The 25498-nt window shown below is 70.5% G+C and carries 23 protein-coding genes and 1 pseudogene; 7 read left to right on the top strand and 17 right to left on the bottom strand.

Annotated elements, in window-relative coordinates:
• Positions 1–206: 206 nt before the first annotated feature.
• Together AB0M63_RS33140 and AB0M63_RS33135 are read right to left on the bottom strand one after the other, a co-directional pair.
• Positions 207–416, bottom strand: coding sequence for a hypothetical protein (locus tag AB0M63_RS33140; protein WP_355919133.1), 210 nt, complete (start codon positions 414–416; stop codon positions 207–209).
• A 212-nt stretch (positions 417–628) separates the two neighbouring features.
• Positions 629–904: a hypothetical protein gene (locus AB0M63_RS33135; RefSeq protein WP_026150855.1), complete on the bottom strand. Its 276-nt coding sequence runs from the start codon at positions 902–904 to the stop codon at positions 629–631.
• Positions 905–1100: 196 nt separating this feature from the next.
• Here AB0M63_RS33135 and AB0M63_RS33130 point away from each other — a divergent pair, with 196 nt between their 5' ends.
• Positions 1101–2459 (top strand): protein kinase, encoded by a 1359-nt coding sequence (locus tag AB0M63_RS33130; RefSeq protein WP_366021951.1) that lies wholly within the window; start codon positions 1101–1103, stop codon positions 2457–2459.
• Positions 2460–2610: 151 nt separating this feature from the next.
• On the opposite strand, the gene AB0M63_RS33125 is transcribed toward AB0M63_RS33130, so the two are convergent.
• Both AB0M63_RS33125 and AB0M63_RS33120 read right to left on the bottom strand, forming a co-directional pair.
• Positions 2611–3006, bottom strand: a complete 396-nt coding sequence (locus tag AB0M63_RS33125) for an NUDIX domain-containing protein (RefSeq protein WP_355919139.1) — start codon at positions 3004–3006, stop codon at positions 2611–2613.
• A gap of 8 nt (positions 3007–3014) precedes the next feature.
• Positions 3015–3434 (bottom strand): annotated as a pseudogene (locus tag AB0M63_RS33120) (RNA methyltransferase); the annotation flags it as partial.
• Between the two features lie 240 nt (positions 3435–3674).
• Here AB0M63_RS33120 and AB0M63_RS33115 point away from each other — a divergent pair.
• The 4 genes from AB0M63_RS33115 to AB0M63_RS33100 all read left to right on the top strand — a co-directional run bounded on the left by AB0M63_RS33115 (position 3675) and on the right by AB0M63_RS33100 (position 9076).
• Entirely contained in the window at positions 3675–3803 is a 129-nt protein-coding gene (locus AB0M63_RS33115) for a hypothetical protein (RefSeq protein ID WP_355919142.1), read from the top strand.
• 169 nt (positions 3804–3972) lie between these two features.
• A complete protein-coding gene (lanKC, locus tag AB0M63_RS33110; protein ID WP_366021950.1) occupies positions 3973–6708 on the top strand; it encodes a class III lanthionine synthetase LanKC in 2736 nt (911 codons plus the stop codon).
• Positions 6705–8006 (top strand): MFS transporter, encoded by a 1302-nt coding sequence (locus tag AB0M63_RS33105; RefSeq protein ID WP_366021949.1) that lies wholly within the window; start codon positions 6705–6707, stop codon positions 8004–8006. The genes lanKC and AB0M63_RS33105 overlap by 4 nt, the downstream gene beginning before the upstream one ends.
• Positions 8003–9076 carry an MsnO8 family LLM class oxidoreductase gene (locus tag AB0M63_RS33100; RefSeq protein ID WP_366021948.1) on the top strand — a complete coding sequence of 358 codons (1074 nt, stop codon included), beginning with the start codon at positions 8003–8005 and terminating at the stop codon, positions 9074–9076. Before AB0M63_RS33105 ends, AB0M63_RS33100 begins: the two co-directional genes overlap by 4 nt.
• 103 nt (positions 9077–9179) lie before the next feature.
• Here AB0M63_RS33100 and AB0M63_RS33095 read toward each other — a convergent pair whose 3' ends face one another.
• The 10 genes from AB0M63_RS33095 to AB0M63_RS33050 all read right to left on the bottom strand — a co-directional run bounded on the left by AB0M63_RS33095 (position 9180) and on the right by AB0M63_RS33050 (position 22227).
• Complete coding sequence (locus AB0M63_RS33095) at positions 9180–9995, bottom strand: BTAD domain-containing putative transcriptional regulator (protein WP_355919154.1); 816 nt, start codon at positions 9993–9995, stop codon at positions 9180–9182.
• A 624-nt stretch (positions 9996–10619) separates the two neighbouring features.
• Positions 10620–11516, bottom strand: a complete 897-nt coding sequence (locus tag AB0M63_RS33090; protein ID WP_355919157.1) for an RNA methyltransferase — start codon at positions 11514–11516, stop codon at positions 10620–10622.
• Positions 11517–11580: 64 nt separating this feature from the next.
• Positions 11581–12813 (bottom strand): uroporphyrinogen-III C-methyltransferase, encoded by a 1233-nt coding sequence (gene cobA, locus AB0M63_RS33085; protein ID WP_366021947.1) that lies wholly within the window; start codon positions 12811–12813, stop codon positions 11581–11583.
• Positions 12814–12931: 118 nt separating this feature from the next.
• Positions 12932–16159 (bottom strand): nicotinate-nucleotide--dimethylbenzimidazole phosphoribosyltransferase, encoded by a 3228-nt coding sequence (gene cobT / locus AB0M63_RS33080; protein WP_366021946.1) that lies wholly within the window; start codon positions 16157–16159, stop codon positions 12932–12934.
• A 383-nt stretch (positions 16160–16542) separates the two neighbouring features.
• On the bottom strand, positions 16543–17766 hold the full coding sequence (cbiE, locus tag AB0M63_RS33075) for a precorrin-6y C5,15-methyltransferase (decarboxylating) subunit CbiE (RefSeq protein ID WP_355919166.1): 1224 nt from the start codon (positions 17764–17766) through the stop codon (positions 16543–16545).
• 115 nt (positions 17767–17881) lie between these two features.
• Positions 17882–18520 (bottom strand): GNAT family N-acetyltransferase, encoded by a 639-nt coding sequence (locus AB0M63_RS33070; RefSeq protein WP_355919169.1) that lies wholly within the window; start codon positions 18518–18520, stop codon positions 17882–17884.
• Between the two features lie 90 nt (positions 18521–18610).
• Positions 18611–19444 carry a MetQ/NlpA family ABC transporter substrate-binding protein gene (locus tag AB0M63_RS33065; protein WP_355919172.1) on the bottom strand — a complete coding sequence of 278 codons (834 nt, stop codon included), beginning with the start codon at positions 19442–19444 and terminating at the stop codon, positions 18611–18613.
• Between the two features lie 83 nt (positions 19445–19527).
• Positions 19528–20232, bottom strand: coding sequence for a methionine ABC transporter permease (locus AB0M63_RS33060; protein ID WP_366021945.1), 705 nt, complete (start codon positions 20230–20232; stop codon positions 19528–19530).
• A complete protein-coding gene (locus AB0M63_RS33055; RefSeq protein WP_366021944.1) occupies positions 20229–21263 on the bottom strand; it encodes an ATP-binding cassette domain-containing protein in 1035 nt (344 codons plus the stop codon). Before AB0M63_RS33055 ends, AB0M63_RS33060 begins: the two co-directional genes overlap by 4 nt.
• A 313-nt stretch (positions 21264–21576) precedes the next feature.
• On the bottom strand, positions 21577–22227 hold the full coding sequence (locus AB0M63_RS33050; protein WP_366021943.1) for an HAD family hydrolase: 651 nt from the start codon (positions 22225–22227) through the stop codon (positions 21577–21579).
• 50 nt (positions 22228–22277) lie between these two features.
• On the opposite strand from AB0M63_RS33050, the gene AB0M63_RS33045 reads away from it, so the two are divergent.
• Positions 22278–22637: a hypothetical protein gene (locus tag AB0M63_RS33045; RefSeq protein WP_355919186.1), complete on the top strand. Its 360-nt coding sequence runs from the start codon at positions 22278–22280 to the stop codon at positions 22635–22637.
• A 1-nt stretch (position 22638) separates the two neighbouring features.
• Positions 22639–23073, top strand: coding sequence for a hypothetical protein (locus tag AB0M63_RS33040; RefSeq protein WP_355919189.1), 435 nt, complete (start codon positions 22639–22641; stop codon positions 23071–23073).
• On the opposite strand, the gene AB0M63_RS33035 is transcribed toward AB0M63_RS33040, so the two are convergent.
• The 3 genes from AB0M63_RS33035 to AB0M63_RS33025 form a co-directional block, all read right to left on the bottom strand.
• Positions 23063–23560 carry a GNAT family N-acetyltransferase gene (locus tag AB0M63_RS33035; protein WP_356057671.1) on the bottom strand — a complete coding sequence of 166 codons (498 nt, stop codon included), beginning with the start codon at positions 23558–23560 and terminating at the stop codon, positions 23063–23065. The genes AB0M63_RS33040 and AB0M63_RS33035 overlap by 11 nt on opposite strands.
• Before the next feature lie 46 nt (positions 23561–23606).
• Entirely contained in the window at positions 23607–24113 is a 507-nt protein-coding gene (locus AB0M63_RS33030) for a sigma-70 family RNA polymerase sigma factor (protein WP_355919195.1), read from the bottom strand.
• Between the two features lie 73 nt (positions 24114–24186).
• A complete protein-coding gene (locus AB0M63_RS33025) occupies positions 24187–25371 on the bottom strand; it encodes a glycerophosphodiester phosphodiesterase (RefSeq protein WP_366021942.1) in 1185 nt (394 codons plus the stop codon).
• Positions 25372–25498 lie beyond the last annotated feature (127 nt).

Here is a 25498-nt window from a genome sequence, read left to right as displayed (position 1 = left end):
GCGGGCAGTGTCGGTCTCGTCGTGAGCCTACGGCGGTACGGCGGGTCGGGCTGCCTGCGTGGTCGAAAGGCGGGCGGGCACAGCAAAGCCGGCGTAGCTCCCCAGCTACGCCGGCTTTTCTTGCCGTCCGCCGCACCCCCGTCCCCACGGGGTTTCATGGGTGGATGTCCCCGCCCGGACCGCTCTTCCGGGCCTGGGGTCGCCGCTCAGCGCCCCAGCATCACTCCCACGGACGACGCCTGTGTGGCCACGGTCTCCCAGCCGTCGAAGACGACGAGGAGCAGGACCGCCAGGGGAAGTGCCATCAAGGTCGCCACCAGCGGGTGGCGACGGCCCGTGCGGCGGGTGTGGAACGCCGCGTTGTACGCCTTGCGTCCCTCTGTGCGGATCAATGCCCGCGGTGCCGTGTGGGCCATGGTCCCTCTCCTGACCGTGCTCCGTTGACCGAACTCAGTTGTCGTTGGCAGCGGCGGGTGTCTGACCTCGGGGGACGAGTGCTGCACCCGCCGCTTGACCTCAAATCTAGGCGTACGGCGGGTGCGGGTCGTCATGCCCTCGTACCGATTGGCGGGCCTCCCGGAGGATGAGCAATGACCTGCGAAGTACTCCCCTGGGTGGAGATGGCGCCCTACGTCTCGGGGTCTTCCCTGAGGGGGAGTCCGGTGTGCCCCGCTTTCTCTGAGCTGTCCTCGCGCGGGACCGGCTGCTCGACCAGAGCCAGGACCCTGGTCGCCATGAAGCGGGCGGTGCGCACCACGGAGCCGTTGCGGGTGACTTCGCTCACTTCCACCACACCTCGGCGCACCGCCGTCTCCACCCGACGGCCCGCCCTGCTCGCCACCACCTCATATGTACGTGTTGTGTCGCCGGCGTCCACCACTATCTCGACGCGATCACCCTTCACGCGCTCAATCCCCCTTCTGTGATGGTTGGTTGGGATCGGGGGCAATACGAAGTCCTGCTGTTCGCACGGCCTCTGACCACTCTTCAAGTTTCCCACCCGGCACTGACAATCCGTCGGTCCGAGAGGGCGCGGCCTTTGCGCGCGGGCGCCCGTGGAAACGTAAGCTGTCGCTCGTCACACGGACCGGGCAGCGGGGATGAACATGGCGATGATGCGCCTGAGGCGCGAGGACCCGCGCGTCGTCGGCTCGTTCAGGCTTCACAGACGGCTCGGCGCGGGCGGAATGGGTGTCGTCTATCTGGGCTCCGACCGCAAGGGCCAGCGGGTCGCGCTGAAGGTCATCCGGCCGGATCTGGCGGAGGACCAGGAGTTCCGTTCGCGCTTCGCGCGCGAGGTCTCGGCCGCCCGGCGGATCCGCGGTGGGTGCACGGCCCGGCTGGTCGCGGCCGATCTTGAGGCGGACCGGCCGTGGTTCGCCACGCAGTACGTGCCCGGGCCCTCCCTGCACGACAAGGTCGCCGACGAGGGTGCGCTGGGCGCGGCCGAGGTCGCCGCGATCGGAGCCGCTCTGTCGGAGGGGCTCGTCGCCGTCCACGAGGCCGGGGTGGTCCACCGGGATCTCAAGCCGTCGAACATCCTCCTCTCCCCCAAGGGCCCGCGGATCATCGACTTCGGTATCGCCTGGGCGACCGGTGCCTCGACGCTCACGCACGTCGGTACGGCGGTCGGTTCGCCCGGCTTCCTCGCGCCCGAGCAGGTGCGGGGGGCGATGGTCACGCCGGCCACGGACGTGTTCTCGCTCGGTGCCACGCTCGCGTACGCCTCGACGTCCGACTCGCCCTTCGGGCACGGCAGTTCAGAGGTGATGCTGTACCGCGTGGTGCACGAGGAGGCGCAACTCCACGGCGTGCCGGACGCGCTGGCCCCTCTCGTCCGCGCCTGTCTGGCGAAGGACCCCGAGGAACGGCCCAGCACCCTCCAACTGTCCTTGCGCCTCAAGGAGATCGCCGCCCGCGAGGCCCAGGGTCTGTCCGACGTACGACCGCCCGCGCCGCGCGCCGGGGAGGCGGACCGGCCCACCGGCCGGCTCACCGAGAGCTACCCCGAGCAGCAGCGCACACAGAGCGGACGGCGTCCGCAGGGCACACCGGCTCCGCGCGGTGCGGCACCGCCGTCCCGGGGCGGCGGCGCCCCTTCCCGACCGAACTCGGCCCGGCCCACTCCGGCCGGACGCAACACCACCCGCTCCGGCAGCGGCAGCCGCCCCACCCCACGCAACGGCACCGGCCGCCCTGGCCCGCGCACCACAGGCACCGGGCGACGGCCCGCCAACCCCCGCCTGCTACGGCAACGGCTGTTCGTGTTCGTCGTGGTGACCCTGCTGGTCGCACTCGGAATCGCGGTGGCCCAGGGCTGCTCGGGCCCGGCACACGGCCTCGGCCGGCCCGGGGGCGGGGTGCGGCAGGAGCGGGTCGTGGGCGCGGATGGCGTGGTGGTGGACGGGACGCTTGTGGCGGGACGGCGGTACGGGGCGGTGGGTGCCGTCGGCGAGTAGCCGGCGGACGGGCGCTGAGCGCCACGATGAGCTGGGCGTCTACGGCCGCGCGGCACGCGAGCCTCGTACAGGCCCACCACCGGGCGTCGGAGCGGGAGTTGGCGACCTGGAGCTGAGGATCTGCATCGGAGCCCCGCTCCCCCACCCCCGCCTACAACCCCGGCAGCACCCGCTCGAAGAACTCCCGGTCCGCGTCGAAGAGTGGGGTGAGGGTGAGGAACTCGGCCGGGGTGACCCAGCGGAACTCGGAGACCTCGGACGGGTCGGGGACGATGGTGCCGTTGCCTGTTTCGGTGGCGGTCCACCAGTGGAGGCGGAAGTGGCCGTCGTCCGTCTGGGATTCCCAGACCTTGGTCAGGGGCGAGACCGCGAGGCCGACCTCCTCGTGGACCTCTCTGACCAGGGCCTCCTCCTGGGTCTCCCCGGGTTCGAGCTTGCCGCTGAGCGGGGCCCAGTAGCCGGAGCGGGCGGAGCCGGGGCCGCGGCGGATGACCAGGACGCGGTCCGCGCGCCGGAGTACGGCGACGATCGCCTCGCGCGGGACCAAGCGGGCTCCTAGAGTTCGGGGCGGCCGGTGGCCACCGCGTAGAAGGCTACGGCAGCCGCGGCGCCCACGTTGGGGGAGTCGACGCCGTGGGCCATCGGGATGCGGACCCATTCGTCGGCGGCGACCAGGGCCTGGGTGGACAGGCCGTCGCCCTCGGCGCCGAGCATCAGGGCGACCCGGTCCATGCGGTGCGGGGCGGCCTCGTCGAGGCTCTTCGCCTTCTCGTCGGGGGTGAGCGCGAGGAGGGTGAACCCGGCCTCGCGGACCGACTCCAGGCCTTTGGGCCAGCTGTCGAAGCGGGCGTAGGGGACCGAGAAGACCGCGCCCATCGAGACCTTCACGCTGCGGCGGTAAAGGGGGTCCGCGCAGTCCGGGGACGACAGGACCGCGTCCACGCCCAGCGTCGCCGCCGAGCGGAAGATCGCGCCGCCCGTCGTCCGTCTTTTGGTCTGCGACGGAAACCGAGCAGGAGGATCCTGGCCACTCTCAGCCTCGGGAAATACCAGATCCATACCGTCGATATACCGTTCTTGAACCGGGCCTGCCCAGTATTGGAATGTCAGCAGATCCCGCTGATTTCGCCTATTGGAGTGTCCGAAACCGCCAAGGCATTGACCGGGCATCTTTTGTGGCGAGGAAATTCACTTTCGATCGAAACTGGAGACCCCATGTCTGAGAACACCGGATTCACCGACGCGGATTTCGTGCTGTCGCTGCAGAGCCTCGACCTCGAGGACGACAGCCAGACCAGCGTCATCGTCGACAGCTGCAGCTCCTGCTACCTCCTCAGCTGCTGACAGCGGCTTAGCGCTCGCGGTCCCGGACTGCATCGGAAAAATCTCCGTCGTCCCGTCCGGGACCGCTCGCAGCACCAGATCCTTGGGCCAAAAGGTTCCGGACCACCACCACGAGCGCGAAAAGGGGCGGGCTGATATGCAGCGGCCATGGGAAACAATGCTGTCCTACATGAGTCACCATCCGCGGTGGTTCGAGAACTTCAGCCGGCGCGCGCCGAGCAGCGAGCACATGCGCGAATTCCGGGCGGTGCTGCCGGACGACTGGCACACCTGGCGTCGGGGCTACTGGATCATCGCCGAACCGCCGGGTGCGCCCGTGGCCGACCAGGGCTGGAAGCTGCACGTCTCGTCGACCTCGCGCAACAGCAGCGAGACCTTACGGCGGTCATTGCCGGTGATGCGGGACGCGGGGGTGCGCTTCAAGTTCCTGATGGACCCCTCGGCAGTGGGTGAGGCCAACGGAAAGTCGTTCCCCCGCGCATCGAGCGGGAAGTTCATCACCGTCTACCCGGACGACGACACGCAGTTCCGCGCCGTCGCGGCAGCGCTGACGCAGGCACTCGCGGGGCTGGACGGACCCTATGTCCTCACCGACCGGCGTTGTCCGGGATCGCAGGTGGTGTCCTACCGCTACGGCGGGTTCGTCAGCCGCTTCGAACTCAAGCCGCTGGGCCTGCGGGATCTGATGATCCAAGCCCCCGACGGCTCGCTGGTACCGGATGTGCGCACCCCCTACTGGCTCGTTCCGGACTGGGCGCAGGATCCGTACGCGAGTGAGGACCGGGGAGCAGGACCGGACAAGGACGGAGCCACGGGCGCGCGTGAGAGCGCGGGCAAGGGGTTGCTGGGCGGCCGGTTCAAAGTCGGAAGTGCGCTGGCGTTCAGCAACCGCGGCGGCATCTACCGGGGCGTGGACACCGAGACCGGTGCGGACGTGGTGCTGCGCGAGGCCCGGCCGCATGTCGAGGTGGGCCCCAGAGGCATCGACGCGGTGGACCTGCTGCGCCATGAGTACCAGCTGCTGACCGAACTGGCCGACACCGGTCTTTTCGTGCGGCCCATCGCGTTCTTCGAACAGTGGGAGCACGCGTTCATCGCCGAGGACTACATCGACGGCAGCCATCTGGGCCATCTGAGCATCGCCCACAACCCCCTGTACGGCTTGGACCTGACCCCGGCCCGGCTGGCCGACTACTACGACCGGTTCCGTCTGCTGTGGGTGCAAGTGGCCGACGCGATCGCAGCCTGCCATGAGCGCGGCATCGTGCTGGGTGACCTGTCGCTGACCAACATCATGGTCACCGCGGACGACCGGATCCGCGTGATCGACCTGGAATCCGCCTTCCGCGAAGGGACCGACGGCGGCGCGGGGCTCAGCACCCCGGGCATGGTCACCCGGCGGGCGATGGCCGCCGGACGCGGCGACCGTCGCACCGACTACTACGCGCTGGGCGGACTGCTGCTGTGCTGCGTCCTGGCCTGCCACTCGAACGACCTGGTCGACCACGACATCCCGCTGCGGCTCCTCGACGAGGTGGCGGCCGATCTGGCTCTGCCGGGTGAACTGGTCGCGCTGATCCGGGACCTGTACGACGAGAACGCGCCGCTGCCCGACCCGGTGGCGCTGCGCAGGCGTCTCACCGACCTGCCCTTCACCACCGCCTGGCAGCAGCCCCCGCCCCTGGCACACCCGGTGTCACCCCGACCGGAGTCCTCGGCCGCCCTGAGGCGGCGGATCGAGGCCACGCTGGACGGCGTGGTGAGGTTCCTGCACGGCACCGCCGATCTGCAGCGGGAGGACCGGCTCTTCCCGGCGGACCCGCTGGTCTTCGAAACCAATCCGCTGTCCGTCGCACACGGTGCTTACGGCTGCCTCTACGCGCTCCACACCGTGGGTGGCGAGGTGCCGGACACCTTTCTCACCTGGGCGCTGCGCAAACCGTCCGGTCATGAGTCGCTGCCACCGGGCCTCTACTACGGTTCGGCCGGTGTCGCCTGGGTGCTGTCGGCGATGGGCCATCGCGAGGTGGCTGCCCGGGTGCTGCGCGACGCCGAGGGCCATCGGCTGCTGTACGCCGAGCCGGGCGTGCTGACCGGGGCGGCCGGACACGGCATGGCCTGCCTGCGGCTGTGGCGCGACACCGGCCGCACGGAGTTCCTGGACCGCGCCCGCGAGATCGGCGAGCACTTCGCGCGGAGCGCGCGGCATGAGGGTGGCCGGGCCCACTGGACCGGCTCCGGCAAACACGTCGCCGTCGGCTACGGCGAGGGCGCGTCCGGCGTGGCGATGTTCCTGCTGGCCCTTCACGCGGCCACCGGTGACGTGCACGTCCTCGAACTGGGCCGCGCGGGGCTGGAGTTCGATCTGGCCTGCGGCGAGTACACGCCCAACGGACGGCTGTCCTTCCCCGCCGTCGCACGCACCGACGACAGGCCGTCCCCGGTACTGCGCCAGTATTGGGACGAGGGCACCGCAGGCATCTTGACCACCCTGCTGCGTTACCACCACGTGACCGGGGACGGGAGCCTGCGTAAGCGCGTCGATGAACTGCTGCCGGACGTACGCCGCAAGTACACGACGTTTCCCCAGCTGTTCCACGGGATCAGCGGTATCGGCAACACCCTGTTGGACGCTTACGAGTTCCTGGGTGACCCGGAGCTCCTGGGCGACGCGCAGCGGGCAGGCGAGGCAGTGCTGTGCAGCGCGGTGCAGCGGCCGGAGGGTGTGGTGTTCCCCGGCGAGCAGTCGGTGCGGGAGTGCTGCGACCTGGCCAGCGGCTCGGCCGGTGTCGCGCTCTTCCTGGACCGGTTGCGCAGGGCGCGCCCCGCGGCGCGCACCAACAGGAACTTCCTGCTGGACGACCTGCTGAAGGAGTTGCCGACGGCTTCCGGGAGCCGTGGATGACCGCCGCCGTCCCCCGGACCACAGCCACCGCGCCACGGCTCAGCCGTAACCGGGACTTCCAACTGCTGTGGATCGGCCAGGCGTTGTCGGACTTCGGTTCCTCGATGACGTACATCGTGCTGCCGCTGGTGCTGCTTGCGGCGGGCAACTCCACCACGGTCGCCGCGACCGTCGGCACGGTCTCCCTGGCCGTCGGGCTGGTGGCACGGCTGCCGGCCGGCTACCTGAGCGACCGATACGACCAGCGTCCGCTGATGCTCGGGTCCGACCTGGTCCGGCTGGTCGCCGTCGGGTCGGTGGCCGTGTGCGTGCTCCTACGGCCTGTGCCGATCACGCTGGCCCTGGTGACGGTGGTCGTGTCGGTCGCGGCGCTGGAGGTGTTCCGCCCGGCCCAGAGCAAGGTGATCCGACGGATCGTGCCGACCGAGCAGCTGGGCGCGGCGCTGTCGTTGAACCAGGCGCGGGCCTACGGCGCGGACATCGCCGCGCCGGCGGCAGCCGGGCTGTTGCTGGCGCTCGAACCCTCCGTACCGCTCGCGGTGGACGCGCTGACCTTCGGCGTCTCCGCACTGTGCGTGGCCGTGGCGGTCCGCACGACGCGCCATGGCCGGGGCCCCGACGGGGCGCCCGGCGGCGGGGACGCGGAAGCAGCGGGTGCGCAGCCGGTCGCTGAGCGGTTCCTGACGGGGTTCACCGCAGGGTGGCGGTATCTGGCGGGAGACCGGTTCATGCGCTGGTGCGTGCTGTACGGCGCCGGCCTGAACCTGGCTTTCTCCGCCCTCACGTTCGCCCTGATCCTCGGCGTGGGCAGCAGACCCCATGGCGCGGTCGCGGTGGGAACTGCCATGAGCGCGGCAGCGGTGGCCGGGCTGGCCGGCTCCCTGCTCACCCCGTACGTCCAGCGACACGTTTCCCTGAAAGTGACCCTTGTCGCGGGTCCCGCCACCGGGGCCGTGCTGCTGGCAGCCGCTTGGACCAGCGGGAGCATCATCGCGTTCGTCGCCGGGTTCTGCGCCCTGTGCCTGCTCATCCCGGTGATTTCGGCGACGTTCGGCACGATCATGGCGGTCGCCGTGCCGGAGGAGATCTACGGCCGGGTCATCACCGCGAGCGGCTTGGTCGCTCAGATCGTCCAGCCCTGCGGGCCGTTGGTTGCCGGGCTGCTGCTGGCCCGTCTGTCACTGCCGACGACGGCCGCCGCCTTCGCGATGGCGTTCGCCCTGCTGGCAGCCGTCCCCGTCGCCCTGCCCAAACCGCCGCAGACAAGCACACCAGCATCGGTCAGGAGCCCCTCGTGATCACGCCAAGGATGCCCGTTGGCACCGGTAGCGCCCGTCCCGCCGCCTTGCAGTCCGTGCTCGAACTGGGCGCAACGGACAGGCAGATGCCTGCCGAGCAGGCTGTCCAGGAGATGGTTGGCGTCGCCCGGACCGCTGAGGAATGCGGGTTCCACCGCTTCTGGGTCGCCGAACACCACGCCTCGCACGACACCGTCAGCAGTGCGCCGGCGGTACTCATCGCGCACGTCGCCGCCCGCACCCAGCGCATCCGGGTGGGTTCAGGTGGGGTGATGCTGCCCAACTACGCTCCCTACGCTGTGGCCGAGCAGTTCGCCACGCTGGGCGCTCTGCACCCCGGCCGAATCGATCTGGGCGTAGGCCGCTCCACGGGCGGCACCGGGGACCACAGCGAGTTGCTCGAGGCGGCGCTCAGGCGTGACGCCAGGGCGGCGCTCGAGTTCCCCGCCCTGATCGACGAGCTGATGGGCTTCCTGGACCCGCCCACCCGGGCTCAGACGCCGATCGAGCCGGAGCACCCGGTCCTGCACCTGTCCCCGCGGCCCGCCGTACCGGCCGAGGTGTACGTTCTGGGGACCACCGAGAACGGTGCGCGGACGGCGGCCGAGCGGTCTCTGCCGTTCGTCTACGGACTCCATCTGGGCCGGTCCAAGTGCCGCCCGGCGGCGGTGGATCGCTACCGTGCGGCCTTCGTCCCCGGCCCGCGCGGCGCCCGGCCCTACCTCATCGCCTCGCTGAAAGTACTGTGCGCAGGGAGCGACGATGAGGCCGAGCAGCTGGCACTGCACACCGCGTGCCATGCCGTGCGGCACCGCGTGGGGACTGCACCCGACGGGTCCTTGGCTCAGGCCCGGGAGGAGTTCCTTGCCCGCAAGCTCCTGGAGGACCAGCAGGTGGTCCACGGCAGCCGGTCAACGGTGATCGGGGGCATCGAGCGGATCGCGAGCGCTCTGGACGCCGACGAGATCATGCTTGTCCCCTTCGACCTCGGCGGCACCGGGCGCAGTCGGACACTGCGCATGCTCACGGGACGTCAGGCGCCGACCCTGGCGGTCGCGGCGACGCCCTGACACATCGGAGCGGCATGCGCACACGGCACTCCGCGCGCATACATCCGAACGCGAACCACGACGCCGGCCACGGCCGGTGCGCGGACACCGTCCGGTGCCCACGTCATGCGCCGATGATCGCCCCGACGCCTGATACGTCCGACCGGGACCGGCCTCCGGCCAGCATGGTGCGATACCGGGCTTCGAGTACCGGGCTGGGGCCCAGGCCGAACTCGGATGCCAGGAACTGCCGGTACTCCTCGTACACGGCGAACGCCTCGGTCTGCCGCCCCAATTGGAACAGAGCATTCATATGGGCAGCCCGCAAGCGCTCGCGCTGTGGATGCAGCTCCAGCAGGTCACCGATGGTCTCGGAGACCTCCCTGGCGTTGCCCAGCCGCAGCTCGACCTCCGCCCAGTCCTCGTACACCTGCAGACAACGGCTGCCGAGGCGGTCCGCCTCGGCGGATATCGTCTGCGAACCGCGCAGCTCCGGCAGCGACGGCCCTCTCCACAGTTTCAGCGCCTCCTTCAGCAGCCTGGCCGCAGCGGCGAGCGCGCCGCGGCTCGATGCCTCTCTTCCGGCATGGGCGAGGCTGCGGAACCTCAGTGAGTCCAACTCCTCGTCGCCGACCAGCAGAAGGTAGCCGCCTGCCCGGTGGACCAGTCGTCCGCCCGCTCCAACGGCTTCCAGAAGCTTGCGCAGCGCCGAAACGTACACCTGCACGTTCTTCCGCGCGGTCTTGGGCGGTCCGCCGTCCCACAGCGCATCCATCAGCAGTTCGACGGAGACCAAGGCATTGGGACGACACAGCAGCACGGCGAGAAGCATGCGTTGCTTGAGAGGTCCGAGGGGGACCGGCCCGTGCTCACCCTCACCGGCGACGGAAAGCGGGCCCAACACCGCGAACCGAATGCTGCTGGGCCGCAGGTCGGCCAACCCGTGATCCACCTGTCCTCCAGTGCCTGGTTCGTCAACGGAACTCGTTTGCCCGGACATGACCGCGGGCCCCCTGTCGGACTGCTGGTAGAAAGAGTGATCCTGCGGACTCCTCCTGTCGCGCCCCGTTCCGCTCAGCGGCACCGGTGCGGGCAACGAATGCCGGTCGAGCCCGAGAGCGCCGTCAGAGAGTGTCCCGGGGCGATTTCGTCGGCCCCGTGGAGCCGCACGATGTGGACGACGGGACGCCCCCGGCCGGACATCGGCGACGGTCAACCGCCGCTCAGTAGAGCCGGCGGCACAGTCTCACCCCTGAACAGTCTGCTCACGCCGCGCTGGGTGCCCGCCGGGGGCGGGTCGGAACGCGATCCAGTCGGCGATGCGGGCGACGTCGCAGGCCAGTCCGGTCAGGGCATGCCGGCCGTGCGCTTTGGCAGGGCTCGGTAGCGAGTGCGGCGCAGGCCGCGGGCGCGGACGTTCTGGGAGAGGGCGGCTTCGATGCCGGCGCGGACCGCTGACCGCGTCGGTGCGCTGCGGGCGGACGGGGCAGGCCAGGCAGGTGGCCCTGTCTAACTTGATCTGGGTGTGGTCGTGTGCGCACACGAACGACCCGCGATTCCCCGCTCAGGCGGGCCTTGGCCGAGTCGCGTAGAACGCCACCGCAGAAGCAGCCGCCACGTTGAGCGAGTCGATCCCGGCAAACATGGGAATGCGCACCCATTCATCCGCTGCCCGAAGAGCGTACGTGGACAGTCCATGCCCCTCCGACCCCAGCATGACGGCGCACCTCTCGAAGCGCCCCGGGTCCATCTTGTCGAGCGGGGTCGCCTTCTCGTCCGGGGTCATGGCAAGGATGTCGTACCCGGCGTCACGCACGGCGTCGAGCCCCGCCGGCCATGCGTCGAACCGGGCGTAGGGGACCGAGAAGACGGCACCCATCGACACCTTGATCGCACGGCGGTACAGAGGATCAGCGCAATCCGGCGACAGCAGGATCCCCTTGATACCCAGAGCGGCGGCGCTACGGAAGGCAGCCCCGAGATTGGCGTGATCAACGAACCCCTCGAAGATCGCGACCCGCTGACCTGCGTCATCCTGCGGACCTGAAGCGAAGATCGCGCCGATGTTGGTGTGGTCGTTGACCGACTCCATCACCACGACCCTGCGGGTGGTCTGGAGGAGGTCGAGCGCGGTCGGGAGCGGTTTGCGCTGCATGGAGGCGAGCGCGCCCCGGTGGACGTGATAACCGGTGACGCGTTCGGCGAGTTCCGGGCTCACCGCGTAGACGGGGGCCGGGAGTTCGTCGATGACGTCCCGCATGACGTCGACCCACTTCGCGGACAGCAGCATCGACCGCATCTCGTAGCCGGCGTCCTTGGCCCTTCTGATGACCTTCTCGCCCTCGGCGATGAACAGGCCCTCGGCCGGTTCGCGCTTGCGGCGCAGCTCTACGTCGGTCAGGCCCGTGTAGTCACGCAGGCGCGGGTCGTCGGGATCCTCAACGGTGATGAGATCGGCCACAGGGTGATACTGCCTTGTCCTGGGTGTGGTGCCAACGGCTGGGAACGAGTTGTGTTACCCGGGGTTACCCAAGTGCCTTCGGGCCTACGGTGACGACCGCCCCGATGACGATCACCGCCGGCGGCTTCACGTCCTCGGCGCGTGCCGTCTCGCCGACCGTGGCGAGGGTCGCGTCCACCCGGCGCTGGGCGGCCGTCGTGCCCTCCTGGACCAGGGCGACCGGGGTGTCGGCCGGCTTCCCGTGCGCGATCAGGGTCTCGGCGATCTTCCCGATCTTGTCGACGCCCATGAGGACCACCAGCGTGCCGGTGAGCTTCGCGAGGGACGGCCAGTCGACCAGGGAGCGCTCGTCGTCGGGGGCGACATGGCCGCTGACCACCGTGAACTCGTGTGCGACCCCACGATGGGTGACCGGGATACCGGCCGCGCCCGGCACCGAGATCGAACTGGAGATGCCGGGGACCACGGTGCACCGGATACCGGCCTCGGCCAGCGCCTGGACCTCCTCCATCCCGCGGCCGTAGACGAACGGGTCGCCGCCCTTCAGCCGGACCACCGACTTGCCCTGCTTGGCGTGTTCGATGAGCGCGTTGTTGATGGCCTCCTGGGCCATGTAGCGGCCGTAGGGGATCTTGGCCGCGTCGATCACCTCGACGTGCGGCGGGAGTTCGGCCAGGAGGTCGCGGGGGCCGAGGCGGTCGGCGATGACGACGTCGGCCTCGGCGAGGAGGCGGCGGCCGCGGACCGTGATCAGGTCCGGGTCGCCGGGGCCGCCGCCGACGAGGGCGACGCCCGCGGTGCGGGTGCGGTGGTGCGGGGCGACGAGGGTGCCGTCACGCAGGCCCTCGACGACCGCGTCGCGGATGGCGGCGGTGTGGCGGGGGTCCCGGCCGCGCGCGTCCGTGGTGAGTACGGCGACGGTGACGCCCTCGCTGTGGCCGGTCGCCGGGGTCCAGGCGGTGGCCTGGTCGGCGTCGTCGGAGCGGACGCACCAGACGCGGTGCGCCTCCGCCTCGGCGGAGGCAGCGGTGTTGGCGGCGGTGTCGCTGGTCGCGATCAGGGCGTACCAGCAGTTCGCGAGGTCGCCGTCAGCGTACGGGCGGCGCTCCCAGGCGATCTCGCCCGCGTCGGCCATCGCCTCGACGGACGGAGTCGCCTCGGGGGACACGAGCAGGATGTCCGCGCCGGCCGCGATGAGCGCGGGCAGACGGCGCTGGGCGACCTGGCCGCCGCCGAGGACGACGACCCTGCGGCCGGTGAGGCGGAGGCCTACGGGGTAGGCGGGGTTTTCGGCCATGAGGGTGCTGCTCCTCTTTTACGGCGTGCGGTGGCCCTGACGTGCAGATTTTACGGGCAGGACGCTACGGCGGCCCAGCCGGTCCACTGGCTGAGCCGCCGTCGTCTGCTGCGGGCGGCTACTTTTCCGTCACCCCTGCGGAGTCGAACGTCGCCACCTCGTGCATCGCCCGCGCCGTGCTCTGCACCAGCGGCAGGGCCAGCAGCGCGCCGGTGCCCTCGCCGAGGCGGAGGTCGAGGTCGACCAGGGGGCGCAGGCCGAGCTTGTTGAGCGCGGCCACATGGCCGGGTTCGGCGCTGCGGTGGCCCGCGATGCAGGCCGCGAGGACCTCGGGCGCGATCGCCCGGGCCACCAGAGCCGCGGCGCCCGCGCTGACGCCGTCCAGGATCACCGGCGTACGCAGGGAGGCGCCGCCGAGCAGCAGACCGACCATGGCCGCGTGCTCGAAACCGCCGACCGCGGCGAGTACGCCGATGGGGTCGGCCGGGTCCGGCTGGTGGAGTTCGATCGCGCGGCGCACGACCTCCGTCTTGCGGGCCAGGGTCTCGTCGTTGATGCCGGTGCCCCGGCCGGTGACCTCGGCGGGGTCGACGCCCGTGAAGACCGAGATGAGCGCGGCCGACGCGGTGGTGTTCGCGATGCCCATCTCGCCGGTGAGCAGGGCCTTGTTGCCGGCCGCCACCAGGTCGCGGGCGGTCTCGATGCCCACCTCGATGGCCTGCTTGGCCTCCTCGCGGGTCATCGCGGTGCCGGTCGTCATGTCGGACGTACCGGCGCGGACCTTGCGGGGCAACAGGCCGGGGGTGGCCGGGAGTTCGGACGCCACGCCCACGTCCACGACGCACACCTCGGCGCCAACCTGGCCCGCGAAGGCATTGCAAACGGCGCCGCCGCCGAGGAAGTTGGCCACCATCTGGGCCGTCACCTCCTGCGGCCAGGGCGTGACGCCCTGCGCGTGCACGCCGTGGTCGCCCGCGAAGATCGCGACGGCCGCGGGCTCCGGAATCGGCGGCGGGCACTGCCGGGACAGGCCGGAGAGCTGCGCGGAGATGATCTCCAGCATGCCGAGCGAGCCCGGCGGCTTGGTCATCCGCTTCTGCCGTTCCCACGCCTCGCCGAGCGCCTTGGCGTCCAGCGGGCGGATCCCGGCGACGGTCTCGGCGAGCAGGTCGTGCGGGTCCTCGCCGGGCAGCGCCCGACGGCCGTAGGTCTCCTCGTGCACGACCCACGACAGCGGGCGGCGCTTGGACCAGCCGGCCTGCATCAGCTCGGGCTCTTCCGGGAACTCGTCGACGTAACCGACGCAGAGGTACGCGATGACCTCCAGGTGCTCCGGCAGACCGAGCGCGCGGACCATCTCGCGCTCGTCGAAGAAGCTGACCCAGCCGACACCGAGGCCCTCGGCACGGGCCGCGAGCCAGAGGTTCTCGACGGCGAGGGCGGCGGAGTACGGCGCCATCTGCGGCTGTGTGTGGCGGCCCAGGGTGTGCCGGCCGCCGCGGGTCGGGTCGGCGGTGACGACGATGTTCACCGGGGTGTCGAGGATGGCCTCGATCTTCAGTTCCTTGAACTGCTTGGCCCGGCCCTTCGGCAGCGACTTGGCGTACGCCTCGCGCTGGCTCTGGGCCAGTTCGTGCATGTTCCGGCGGGTGTCGGCGGAACGGATGACCACGAAGTCCCACGGCTGGGAGTGGCCGACGGACGGCGCGGTGTGCGCCGCCTCAAGCACCCGCAGCAGTACGTCGTGCGGGATCGGGTCACCCCGGAAGCCGTTGCGGATGTCCCGACGCTCGCGCATCACCTTCAGCACGGCCTCGCGCTCGACGTCGTCGTAACCAGGGGCGGCCGGGCCGGTGGACTCTCGCACTTCTTCCACTACGGCCGTGCTCTCTTCTTCCTGGTCGGCGGCCCGGGTGTCCAGGTCGTCCGCGTGCTGTACGAGTTCGGGCTCGGGGTCCGGATCGGCCTCACGAGGGCCGGGGACGGCGACGAAGGGTTCCTCGGCGACACTCTGCTGCTCCGGTGCCTCCGGTGCCTCCGGTGCGGGGAAGACCTCCGCGGGGAGCGTGAGGGGGTGCGGCGGGGTCGGCGCGAGGTGCGGGGTGGTCGGCACGGAGCCTTCCACCGGCACGAAGTGGCCGAGCGAGTCGTCCGGTTGGGGCAGGGGCTCCGGTTCCTGCTCGGGCTCCGGGGCGAGCTCCGGTTCCGGTTCCGGGGCGGGGGGTTGGGCAAGGAGGGGGGGTTCGACGACCTCCGTGACCTCCGTGACCTCCGCAGCTTCCGTTCCGTGGTCTTCGAATACGACGGGCTGGGGGGCCTGTACGACTTCGGGCTCGGGTGCGGGTTCGGGCTCGACTACGGCCTCGGCTTCTTCGACGGGAGCGGCCACGATGTCGAGGTGTGCCGCGTCCTCGGGAACGAGCGGCACCTCAACTGCCGCCGGGGCGGCCGGAGTCAGTTCCGGCTCCGGCTCCGGCTCCGGCTCCGGCTCCGGCTCCGGAATGGCTACGGCTTCAGGAGCGACATCCTGCTCGTTCCCGGCGGCGAACCCGGCGTCGTAGACCTCTTCAACTGCCGCCACAGCAACGGGCTCCGGCGCTGATACGGAAGCCGCCGCGACCTCCACCGCGTACAACTGCCCGTGCCCCTGCCACGCCTCTCCGGCGTCGGGAGCCTGTGCGATGCCCTCGTCCGTGACCGGAACAGGGACCGGAGCCGGCTCGGGCACGACGATCCCCGCGTCCACGGCCGTGGCGACGCTCCCGCCGAGCATCTCCTCGGCCGGTGCCACGGCGGCGGGCTCCACGGTCGGTTCGCTTACGGGAACAACCGTTTCCGCCGGCTGCGCCTCCGCGTCCACCGGAGTCGGGACGCCCCAGGGAGCCGCGCCCTGCGGAGGCAGATCGCGGAGCTGGGGTGCGTCGAAGTACTCGGGGCCGGGCTGCCGTACCGGCGCGCCCGCGGGGCCCCGGTCGGCGAGGGAGCGGACCGGGCTCGCGGAGGTGTCCGGGAGGGGCGGGCCGAGATGCAGCGGGCGGCGCGGGGTGACCGGCGCGGGCTGCGCTTCGGCGAGCCGGACGCCGCTGAGGTCGACGGAGCCGCTGTCACGGCCGGCCGTCTCGTGCGGGCCGGGCTCGTGGACGGCCTCGACGACGGGCTCGGGGGCCGGGGGCGGGACCTCGTTGCCCCAGGCGCCCTGGGCGCCCGGCAGCAGCAACAGGTCTTCGTCCTCGGCGGTGCTCTCGGAGAGGTAGGCGTACGCGCCGTGTGCGGGAACGCTCGGCTGTTCCACCATGCCTGCGTTCTCCGGCAGCCCCTCGGCCGGGACCTGGCCGGTGTCGGTCATGCGTACCCCTCGCCCATCGGTTAGTGCTTCTACGACCCGCTCACCGGGAACGGCGCACCGACCGCCCCTGATGGAGAACGAGCGTGCCTGTCCAGCGGCACGAACGACCCGACGCCAAAAAGCGACAAAGCAATTTAGACGACAAAGCCATTGCCTGGCATTGTCGCGGCCGTTCGGCCGTCGCGACAGCTTGACCCGCGACAGCCCGCTGTGGACTGCGCCACGTTGCGCGTCCCCCGGTTCCGCCGTACCACACTCGCCCCAAAACGGGCGGGTTTTCCGGACATTGACGAACGAAGTGCCGGGTCACCCGATGCGGTACAACAGTCGGCCAGCCTACCGCGCGCAGTACGACAACAGGATCACGGGGACGGTACGAGGGGTCAGGAAACGCGCTCCGGCAGGAGGCCGCTGAGCAGGAACGCGACGCTCCGCTCCGTCTCCGTCCAGGCCCTGGTGTCGAGTTGGACGGACTGGAGGAGGGCGCACTCGACGTGGTAGCCGTGCTCCGTGAGGTCGCGGCCGACGAGTTCGGCCTCGTCGCGCGTGGAGGCGTGCGCCACGATGCGCTGCGGGCGCCGGTCGGCGACCGCGGAGACGACGGCCACTCCCCCGCCGCCGACGCGTACCACGTCGGGTTCGGGGAGGTTCTCCAGGATGTGCGGGGCGTCGCCCTGGACGATCTGGAGGTGCACGCCGAAGCTGCGGGCCGCGGAGTCGGTGCGGGTGCAGGCCTGGGTGTCGCGGTCGACGGCGATGACGGCGGCCCCGGCGCGGGCCGCCTCGATGGCGAAGGCGCCGCTGCCGCAGCCGATGTCCCACACGAGGTCTCCGACACGCGGGCCGAGGCGGGCGAGTTGGGCGGCCCGGAGCAGATCCGTCTCGCCCTCGCCCAGTTGGCCACCGTAGGCCTCGGCGGGAAGTGTCCAGCCACGGGCGACGGCGGCCGGGTCGCGGCCGGCGATCCAGCCCTCGCCCGCGGCGGTCGTGACGGCGGGACCGGCCGGGCCGCCGATGACGATGACGACGTTGGGATCGCGCCAGGTACGGTCGGCGGCCTTGTCGGAGGTGAGGACGGTGACCTGCTCGCGGTCGGTGCCCAGTTCCTCGCAGATGACGAAGGTGCGGTGGACGCCCTCCATCAACAGGCCGAGTTCGGCGGGACCGGCGCCCGGTGAGGTGAGAACGGCGACTTTTGCGTGAGCCCGGCATACGTTCACCGCGCGTCGCAGGGTGCGCCGGTGTGCGACGACCACCTGTGCGTCGTCCCAGGGCATACCGGCGCGGGCGAAGGCGGCGGCCACGGAGGAGACGGCCGGGACGACCTCGACCTCCAGGCCGAACTCGGGGGCGCGCAGGGCGCGTACGACACCGAAGAAGCCCGGGTCGCCGTCGGCGAACACAACCGCGGTGCCGCGGTGTCCGGCGATCCGGCGGGCGGCGAGGGCGACGCTGCCGAGGCGGATGCGCTCGGCGCGCTGCGGCACCTCGGGGAGGGCGAGATGGTGGGGCGCGCCGGCCACCAGGCTGGCGGCGGCGAGTGCGGAGCGTGCCGCGGCGGTCAGCGGAGAGCCGTCCCAGCCGATCACCGTGACGCGGTCGGCCATCGTCGTCAGTCTCCAGGGGTTCTTCGCAGGTCGTCGGGGAAAGCGGCCCGTACGCGGGCACCGTGAGGGTACCTGGTGCGGCTGGGCCGTGCTCCCGGGGTCGTACCCGCCGGATTCAGTTCCAGTCGGCGAGTGACGTGAAACCGTCGGCGTCGGCGAGCTGTTCGGCCGTGCCCTCCAGGTCCTCCGGGAGGAGGCTCCACACGATGAAGTCGGTGCGGACGTCCGACCAGGTGCCGTCGTCGGCGCGGACGTGCGCTATGCACGCGCCCCGCAGGACGCCCTCGCTGATGCAGCCGATCTTCTGGGCCACCTGCTGGGAGGCGGTGTTGTCGGCGGCGGTGCGCAGCTCGATGCGTTCCAACTTCTGGTCCCCGAACAGCCATTGAGCGGTGGCGAGGGCCGCTTCGGAGGCGTAGCCCTCGCCGCGGGCCCAGGGGGCGATGACGTACGACAGCTCGGTGGAGCGAACGTGCCAGTTGGTCTTGGCGAGTTGGACGACGCCGACCAGGCGCTGGGTGAGGAACTCGGTGACGGCGAGGTCGAGGCCGCGGCCCGAAGTCCGTTCGGTGGGCGCGTACTCGGTGATCCAGCGGCGGGCCCGGTCCTCGGTGAACGGCTGGGGAACGTCGGTCCAGGAGGCGACCTGTTCGTCGTTCATCATCTCGGTCAGGGCCGAGATGTCGTCCTCGTCGAGGGGCCGCAGCACCAACCGCTCCGTGCTGATGGAGATGTTGGGGAAGGTGCTAGTCATGCGCCGCTCCGTAACCGTTGGGAAATGTTCAGGGCCCCCTGAACTGCCCAGCATGCAGCATGAAAGCACCCGCCCGCACCACGACAGGACTCAGAAGGACGGGATGACCGAGCCGTCGTACTTGTCCTCGATGAACTTCTTGACCTCGGGGGAGGTGAGGAGCTTCGCGAGCTTCTTGACCCGCGGGTCCTTCTCGTTGCCCTTCTTCACGGCGAGGAAGTTGCCGTAGGGGTTGTTCGTCGCGGACTCCAGGACGATGGCGTCCTTGGCGGGCTTGAGGCCCGTGGAGATGGCGTAGTTGCCGTTGATGACGGCCGCGTCGACGTCGTCCAGGGAGCGCGGGGTCTGGGCCGCCTCCAGCTCCTTGAACTTGAGGTTCTTGGGGTTCTTGGTGATGTCGGCGGGGGTCGCCTCGTTGCCGACACCGGCCTTGAGGGTGATCAGCTTGTTGGCCGCGAGGAGCTTGAGGGCGCGGGCCTCGTTGACGCTGTCGTTCGGGACGGCGATCGTCGCGCCGCTCTTGAGGGCGTCGGCGCTCTTGACCTTGTGGGAGTAGAGGCCGAGCGGCTCCAGGTGGACCGTGACGACGGGCACGATGTGGGTGCCGTTCTTCTTGTTGAAGTCGTCCAGGTACGGCTGGTTCTGGAAGTAGTTGGCGCCCACGGACCCGTCCTCGGTCGCCGTGTTCGGCGTGACGTAGTCGGTGAACTCCTTGACCTCCAGGTCGAGTCCGGCCTTCTTCGCCAGGTGGTCCTTGACGTAGTCGAGGATCTCGGCGTGCGGGGTGGGGCTCGCGGCGACGACCAGCGGTCCGCTGTAGTCGGATGCCGAGGAGGAGCCCTTGCCCGAGCCGCAGGCCGAGAGCGCGAAGGTGAGGGCTCCGGCGGCGAGGACGGCGGTGGTGATCTTGGCGGTGTTACGCACGAAAAGTGCCTTTCCTGAGGGGTGTTGCGGCCCCGCGGTGGGTGGTGCGGGGAGTCTGTGGGGATATCGGGGTACCGGGGCGCCTACGCGGCCTTCAGCAGCCGGAGCCTCGGCGCGGGACCGGACCGTCCGCCGCGCCGGTGCAGCGAGCGGGCCGCGTAGTCGCCGGCGAACTGGATGAGGGAGATGACGACCGCGAGGATCGCCACGGTGATCCACATCAGCTGGGTCTCGAAGCGCTGGTAGCCGTAGCGGATGGCGATGTCGCCGAGGCCGCCGGCGCCGACCGTGCCGGCCATGGCGGAATAGCCGATGAGCGCGACGATCGTGGTGGTGGTGCTGGAGATCAGCGAGGGCAGCGACTCCGGTACGAGGACCTTGCGCACGATCGTCCAGGTGTTGCCGCCCATCGACTGCACGGCCTCGACGAGCCCGCCGTCCACTTCCCGGACAGCCGTCTCGACCAGGCGCGCGAAGAACGGAATCGCCCCGATCGCGAGCGGCACGATGGCGGCCTCGCGGCCGATGGTCGTGCCGGTGATGGTCCGGGTGAAGTTCATCAGCGCGACCATGAGGATGATGAACGGCAGCGAGCGGGCCACGTTCACGATCTGCCCGATGACCTTGTTGGCGGCGACGTTCTGGAGCAGTCCGCCGCGGTCGGTCAGCACGAGCAGGACGCCGAGCGGGAGTCCGCCGACGACGGCGATGACCGTGGACCAGCCGACCATGTAGAGCGTGTCCCAACAGGCCTGGGACAGCAGGGGCTGCATCTCGGACCAGCTCACTTGGCACCCTCCTTCAGCAGTACGGGCTCCTGGCCCAACACGTCGATCTGCAGGCCCTGTTCGCGCAGGAAGCCGATCGGCACGACGTTGTCCTCGTAGCGGCCGGGCAGTTCGATGCGCATACGGCCGACCTGGAGTCCGCCGACGGTGTCGATGGCGGCGCCGAGGATCGAGATGTCGATGTTGTAGGTGCGCGAGAGCTGGGAGATGACGGGCTGGGTGGCGGCCTCGCCGTGGAAGGTGACGTCGACGACGGTCCGGTCCTCGCCGTGCGCCTCGCCGCTGACCGGGAACAGCGCGGAGGCCAGCTCGGAGCCCGGGGTCGCGAGCAGTTCGCTCACGGTGCCCGCCTCGACGATGCGCCCGTTCTCCATGAGCGCGGCCGAGTCGCAGATCGACTTCACCACGTCCATCTCGTGGGTGATGAGCAGGACGGTCAGGCCCAACTGCCGGTTCAGGTCGCGCAGCAGTTGGAGGATCGAGCGGGTGGTCTCCGGGTCGAGGGCGCTGGTGGCCTCGTCGGAGAGCAGCACCTTGGGGTCGCCGGCCAGGGCGCGGGCGATGCCGACGCGCTGCTTCTGACCGCCGGAGAGCTGGGCCGGGTAGGCCTTGGCCTGGTCGGCGAGGCCGACCAGGTCGAGCAGTTCGAGTGCCTTGCGCGAGCGCTCCTTCCCCGATGTGCCGAGGATTTCGAGCGGCAGCTCGACGTTGTCCTGCACGGTCCGCGAGGAGAGCAGGTTGAAGTGCTGGAAGACCATGCCGATACGGCTGCGCGCCTGCCGGAGTTCGCGTCCGGCCCGGGGTCCGCGCCCGGCGAGGGCGGTGAGGTCCTGTCCGGCGACGGTGACCGTGCCGGCGGTGGGCTTCTCCAGCAGGTTGACGCAGCGGATGAGCGAGGACTTGCCGGCGCCGGACTGGCCGATGACGCCGTACACCTCGCCTTCGCGGACGTGGAGATCGACGCCGTCGAGGGCGGTGACCTCACGGCCTCGCGAGCGGTAGACCTTGGTCAGGCCCGTTGTGGTGATCACTGGGATTCCATGACTGTCGAGTACGCGGGCGTGGGTGTGCCCTGGTACGGAAGGGAAAATGTGCGCGGGGCAGGAGTCACCTACGGCGTTCGGCGCGGGGACATGCCACGACGGCTCGCTTCGGGGCGCGAGGCGGGGGTGGTGCGGGGGCCCTCTAGAAGGCGCACATTCGACACATACAACGAGCACCGGGCGTCAGGGTCGCCTCGGTCGCAAGGGTGCGGCTGCTCGTCGTGGTCATGGAATCAGTAAACCAGACGTACGGTCCTGACAAAGGGCCGCTGTCCGCATGCCGGACAGCGGCGGACGGCCGTCAGCGGCGCTCGGAGATCTCCACTCCCCCGTCGCTGACCAGCGCGGACAGGGCCGACAGGTTCTCGACGACGAGGTCGGCGTCCAGCTCGTGGGCCTGGTGGGTTGTGGCCAATGCCACGGTGATCATTCCGGCCGCGCGGCCCGCCTGGAGTCCAGCCGGGGCGTCCTCGAAGACGACACAGCGGGCCGGGTCGACGCCCAGTTGGCGGGCGGCGAGGAGATAGGGCTCGGGGTCGGGCTTGCCCCGGCTCACGTCCTCGGCGACCACGAGGGTCTTGGGGAGGATGCCCGCGTGGGCGAGCCGGGCCTCGGCCAGCCTGCGGGTGGCGGAGGTGACCACGGCCCAGCGGTCTGCGGGCAGCGAGTCGAGGAAGTCCCTGGTGCCGGGCAGCAGGGTCGCACCGCCGTTGGGCACGTCCTCCACCTCCAGCGCCTCGATCCGCGCGACCGCCGCCGGGACGATATCGGCGGGCAGCAGGTCGGCGGCTATCGCCACGGCGGTCCGTCCGTGCAGCTCGACCCGCGCGAAGTCCTCGGCGGTGATCCCGAACTCCGCCGCCCACCGGGTCCAGCACCGGCGCACGGATTCGAGGGAGGAGACGAGTGTGCCGTCGTTGTCGAACAGGAGGGCCTCAGCGTGGATCTTCATGTTCCCGACCCTACGGTCACCTGCCTTTTGGCCCGTAATAGGGTCACTGCATGCTTGATGCCCTGACGCTGGTGACCGGTGTCGCCGCGCTGCTGCTCGCCGCCTGGACCGGGTGGGCGGCCTACCGCGATCAGTCGACCAAGGACTGGCACTTCATCGGGATGGCCGTGGTCACCCTGCTGGCCACCGTCCAACTGGTCATCGGCATCGTGCAGTTGGCGCGCGGCGAGAAGGCCGAGCAGGGCACTGCGATCTTCGTGGCGTATCTCCTGGGCGCGTTCGCGGCCGTCCCTGCGGCCGGTTTCATGTCGCTGGCCGAGCGCACCCGCTGGGGTTCGGCGACGGTAGCGGCCGGCGCCGTGGTCCTCGCCGTGCTCGAAGTCCGGCTCTACGACATCTGGGGAAGCTGAGATGACCGCCGTGGAAGACACCGTGGAAGAGAAGCCGAAGCGGCTCATCGGCGGGCCCGGCATGCTGCTCGTCTGGTTCTACGGCGTGATGGTCGTCGGCGCGGTGTCGCGCTCCGTCTACCAGATCGCCACCGACTTCGACCGGGCCCCGCTCGCCTACTCGCTGTCGGCCGTCGCGGGTGTGGTGTACGGCTTCATCACGTACTCCCTGATCCGCGGCGGCGAGCGGGCCCGCAGGGCGGCACAGGCGTGCTGCGCCGCCGAACTCGCGGGTGTCCTGATCGTGGGCACGCTGACCGTGATCGACAGCTCGGCCTTCCCGGACGCGACGGTCTGGTCGTACTACGGCGCGGGGTACATCTTCATCCCCGTGCTGCTGCCACTGTCCGCGCTGTACTGGCTCCGGAAGAACCGAGCCGACACCGTCACGCAGTAGCCACGTACGCCTCGACCGGCTTCTCCAGGACGATCATCGGTACGCCGTCGTCGCCCTGGGAGGTGCCGACGGTCTCGTAGCCGACGCGCCGGTAGAGGCGGAGGTTGCCCTCGCTGCGGTGGCCGGTGTGGAGGCGGAACTTCTTGGCGCCGCGTTCTCCGGCGAGAGCGGCTTCGGCCGCGCGGAGGAGGCGGGCGCCGATGCCGTGGCCCTGGAGGCGCGGGTGGACGCAGAGTTTGCCGATGGCCGCCGCTCCGTCCTCCGTCACCGTGCCGCGGACCGAGCCGACCACCTCCTCTCCGAGCCGCGCGACGAAGACGCAGTCCGAGCCGACCTCGGCACGGACGGAGTCGAGACTCTGGACGAGCGGGTCGATGCGGTAGTTGCCGTACAGCGCCGCCTCGCTCTGGAAGCACAGGTACTGCAGCCTGAAGATCTGCTCTGCGTCCTGCTCGGTCGCCACCGAGATGGTCACGCTCATGCCCATGTGCGCACGCCTCCCGCTCACCTGATCGCCTTTTGGTTTCTCACTCCTATCCCCGTGCTTCGAGGGCCGCAACCTCCGGCGTCAGCAATCGCCGAAGACATCCCAGACATCTGGAACGTTCCGGGCCGAGACTGCCCTGTGAGATACCCAACTCCCCCGCGATCTCGCGGTAGGTGAGGTCCTTGGGCGACAGCAACGCCTCCATCAGCCGCGGGCAACGGCCGGGCAGCCGGCGCACCGCGTCGTGCAGCGCGCGATGCCTCGCCGCCGCGAGGGCGGTCTGCTCGGGGCCGCGGTCGCTGTCCTCGACGGGATCATCGCCGTACGACTGTTCGAGGCGAGCCGTGCGGCGGGTGCGGCGGGCCTCGGAGCGGACCGCGCGGCGCAGCCAGCCCTGCGGGTCGACCGGTGGACCGGAGGCGTCGAGGCGTTCCAGGAGGCGGAGCCAGACGGCCTGTTCGAGGTCGCCCGGCTCGGTTCCGGAGGCATATGCCTCGGCGGAGGCCTCGGCGGCGAGCAGCGGGCGCAGGGTGGCGACGAGTTGGTGTGTCATATGCGGCACGACGCGGCCGCCCCGGCAGAAGGTTGCCGGGGCGGCCGTCTGTCACCCCAACGGGGCGCGGGGCTCAGCCGTTGACGAAGTCCGCGCGGGCGAGCAGGCCGGTGTCGGCGTTGTCGGTGAAGACACCGTCGACGCCGGTGGCGAAGTACTGCTGGAAGGCGCCGAAGGCGTCGCCGTAGGCGTCCACGGCCGTGCCCTTGCGGTACTCCAGCGGCAGGAAGGGGTTCTCGTTGCGCATGGTGTAGGGGTGCAGGATCAGGCCCGCCTTGTGCGCGTCGGCGACCAGGGTGGTCTCCTTGTTCAGGCTGCCGTCGGCGTTCTTCGTGATGATCAGGTCGAGGGTCGGGCCGATGCCCTGGGCGTACGTCGCGATCTCGGCGAGGCCCTTGGGGGTGACCAGGTCGTCGACCGTGCGCGGGTCGCCCAGGTCGATGAAGTCGAAGGGCTGGGTGCCCGTGCCGGACAGCAGCACCGCCAGGTTGTTGTCGACCAGCTTGCTGATCCTCTGGATGCCGGTCGGTTCAAAGCACTGGATGAGGACCGGCGAGTTCCTGCGGTCCTTGCCGTGCTTGCGCAGGGCCTTCGCGAGCAGCTTGTCCATCTCGAACCCGCGCTTGCGGAAGTAGGTGGGGTGCTTCATCTCGGGGTAGATCCAGACCTGCTTGCCGCGCTTACGGGTCTGCTCGTCCTGCCACTTGAGGACTTCCTCGAAGGTGGGGATCTCCCAGCGGCCGTTGTAGAGCGTGTTGTGCGGGCGGTTGGCCGGGATGCGCTCGATGGCGCGCAGGGTCTTCAGCTCGGCGAGCGTGAAGTCCTCGGTGAACCAGCCGGTGGTGGAGACGCCGTCGAGCAGCTTGGTGGTCTTGCGGGAGGCGAACTCGGGGTGGTCGGCGACGTTGGTGGTACCGCCGATCTCCGGCTCGTGCCGGCAGACCAGGTGGCCGTCCTTGGTGGGGACGAGGTCACCGGCCTCGACGATGTCGGCGCCCAGGTCGAGGGCCAGGTTGTACGAGCCGAAGGTGTGCTCGGGGCGGTAGCCGCTGGTTCCCCGGTGGCCGATGATCGTCGGCACGGGCAGGCTCTTCAGCCCGCCGCCGTGCCCGCTCTTCCCGGTCGCCTCGGCGGCTCTCGCGCTGCCGGCCGGTCCCAGTGCGGCCACTCCCGCGCCGAGCACGGCCGCGCCGAGCAGCGCCCGCCGTCCGGTGCCGTTCACTCGCTCGTTCGGCCCCTGCGATCCCTGCGTGTCCATGAATCCTCCTGGCGTCGCCCCGTCGCTGCGCGCCGATCGTAGGTGCGCGTACATGACCAACGGGAGACCTCGGCCGGAACACGGCGGTGACGCTGGATGTCGTAGGGAAGGCGAGGTTTGACCCTCC

It is taken from the genome of Streptomyces sp. NPDC051576 (assembly GCF_040681835.1).
In the GTDB taxonomy this organism is placed as follows: Bacteria; Actinomycetota; Actinomycetes; order Streptomycetales; family Streptomycetaceae; genus Streptomyces.
The sequence above is the reverse complement of the archived record's forward strand: the minus strand, read 5'-3'. Positions and strand labels throughout refer to the sequence as shown.

Excerpts from the sequence above, each read along its gene's own strand:
- AB0M63_RS33105 (WP_366021949.1), top strand. The coding sequence starts at position 6,705 with ATGACCGCCGCCGTCCCCCGGACCACAGCCACCGCGCCACGGCTCAGC.
- AB0M63_RS33030 (WP_355919195.1), bottom strand. The coding sequence starts at position 24,113 with ATGACACACCAACTCGTCGCCACCCTGCGCCCGCTGCTCGCCGCCGAG.
- AB0M63_RS33140 (WP_355919133.1), bottom strand. The coding sequence starts at position 416 with ATGGCCCACACGGCACCGCGGGCATTGATCCGCACAGAGGGACGCAAG.
- cbiE (WP_355919166.1), bottom strand. The coding sequence starts at position 17,766 with ATGGCCGACCGCGTCACGGTGATCGGCTGGGACGGCTCTCCGCTGACC.
- AB0M63_RS33040 (WP_355919189.1), top strand. The coding sequence starts at position 22,639 with ATGACCGCCGTGGAAGACACCGTGGAAGAGAAGCCGAAGCGGCTCATC.
- cobA (WP_366021947.1), bottom strand. The coding sequence starts at position 12,813 with ATGGCCGAAAACCCCGCCTACCCCGTAGGCCTCCGCCTCACCGGCCGC.
- AB0M63_RS33115 (WP_355919142.1), top strand. The coding sequence starts at position 3,675 with ATGTCTGAGAACACCGGATTCACCGACGCGGATTTCGTGCTGTCGCTG.
- cobT (WP_366021946.1), bottom strand. The coding sequence starts at position 16,159 with ATGACCGACACCGGCCAGGTCCCGGCCGAGGGGCTGCCGGAGAACGCA.
- AB0M63_RS33050 (WP_366021943.1), bottom strand. The coding sequence starts at position 22,227 with ATGAAGATCCACGCTGAGGCCCTCCTGTTCGACAACGACGGCACACTC.
- AB0M63_RS33045 (WP_355919186.1), top strand. The coding sequence starts at position 22,278 with ATGCTTGATGCCCTGACGCTGGTGACCGGTGTCGCCGCGCTGCTGCTC.
- AB0M63_RS33130 (WP_366021951.1), top strand. The coding sequence starts at position 1,101 with ATGAACATGGCGATGATGCGCCTGAGGCGCGAGGACCCGCGCGTCGTC.
- AB0M63_RS33070 (WP_355919169.1), bottom strand. The coding sequence starts at position 18,520 with ATGACTAGCACCTTCCCCAACATCTCCATCAGCACGGAGCGGTTGGTG.
- AB0M63_RS33035 (WP_356057671.1), bottom strand. The coding sequence starts at position 23,560 with ATGGGCATGAGCGTGACCATCTCGGTGGCGACCGAGCAGGACGCAGAG.
- lanKC (WP_366021950.1), top strand. The coding sequence starts at position 3,973 with ATGAGTCACCATCCGCGGTGGTTCGAGAACTTCAGCCGGCGCGCGCCG.
- AB0M63_RS33025 (WP_366021942.1), bottom strand. The coding sequence starts at position 25,371 with ATGGACACGCAGGGATCGCAGGGGCCGAACGAGCGAGTGAACGGCACC.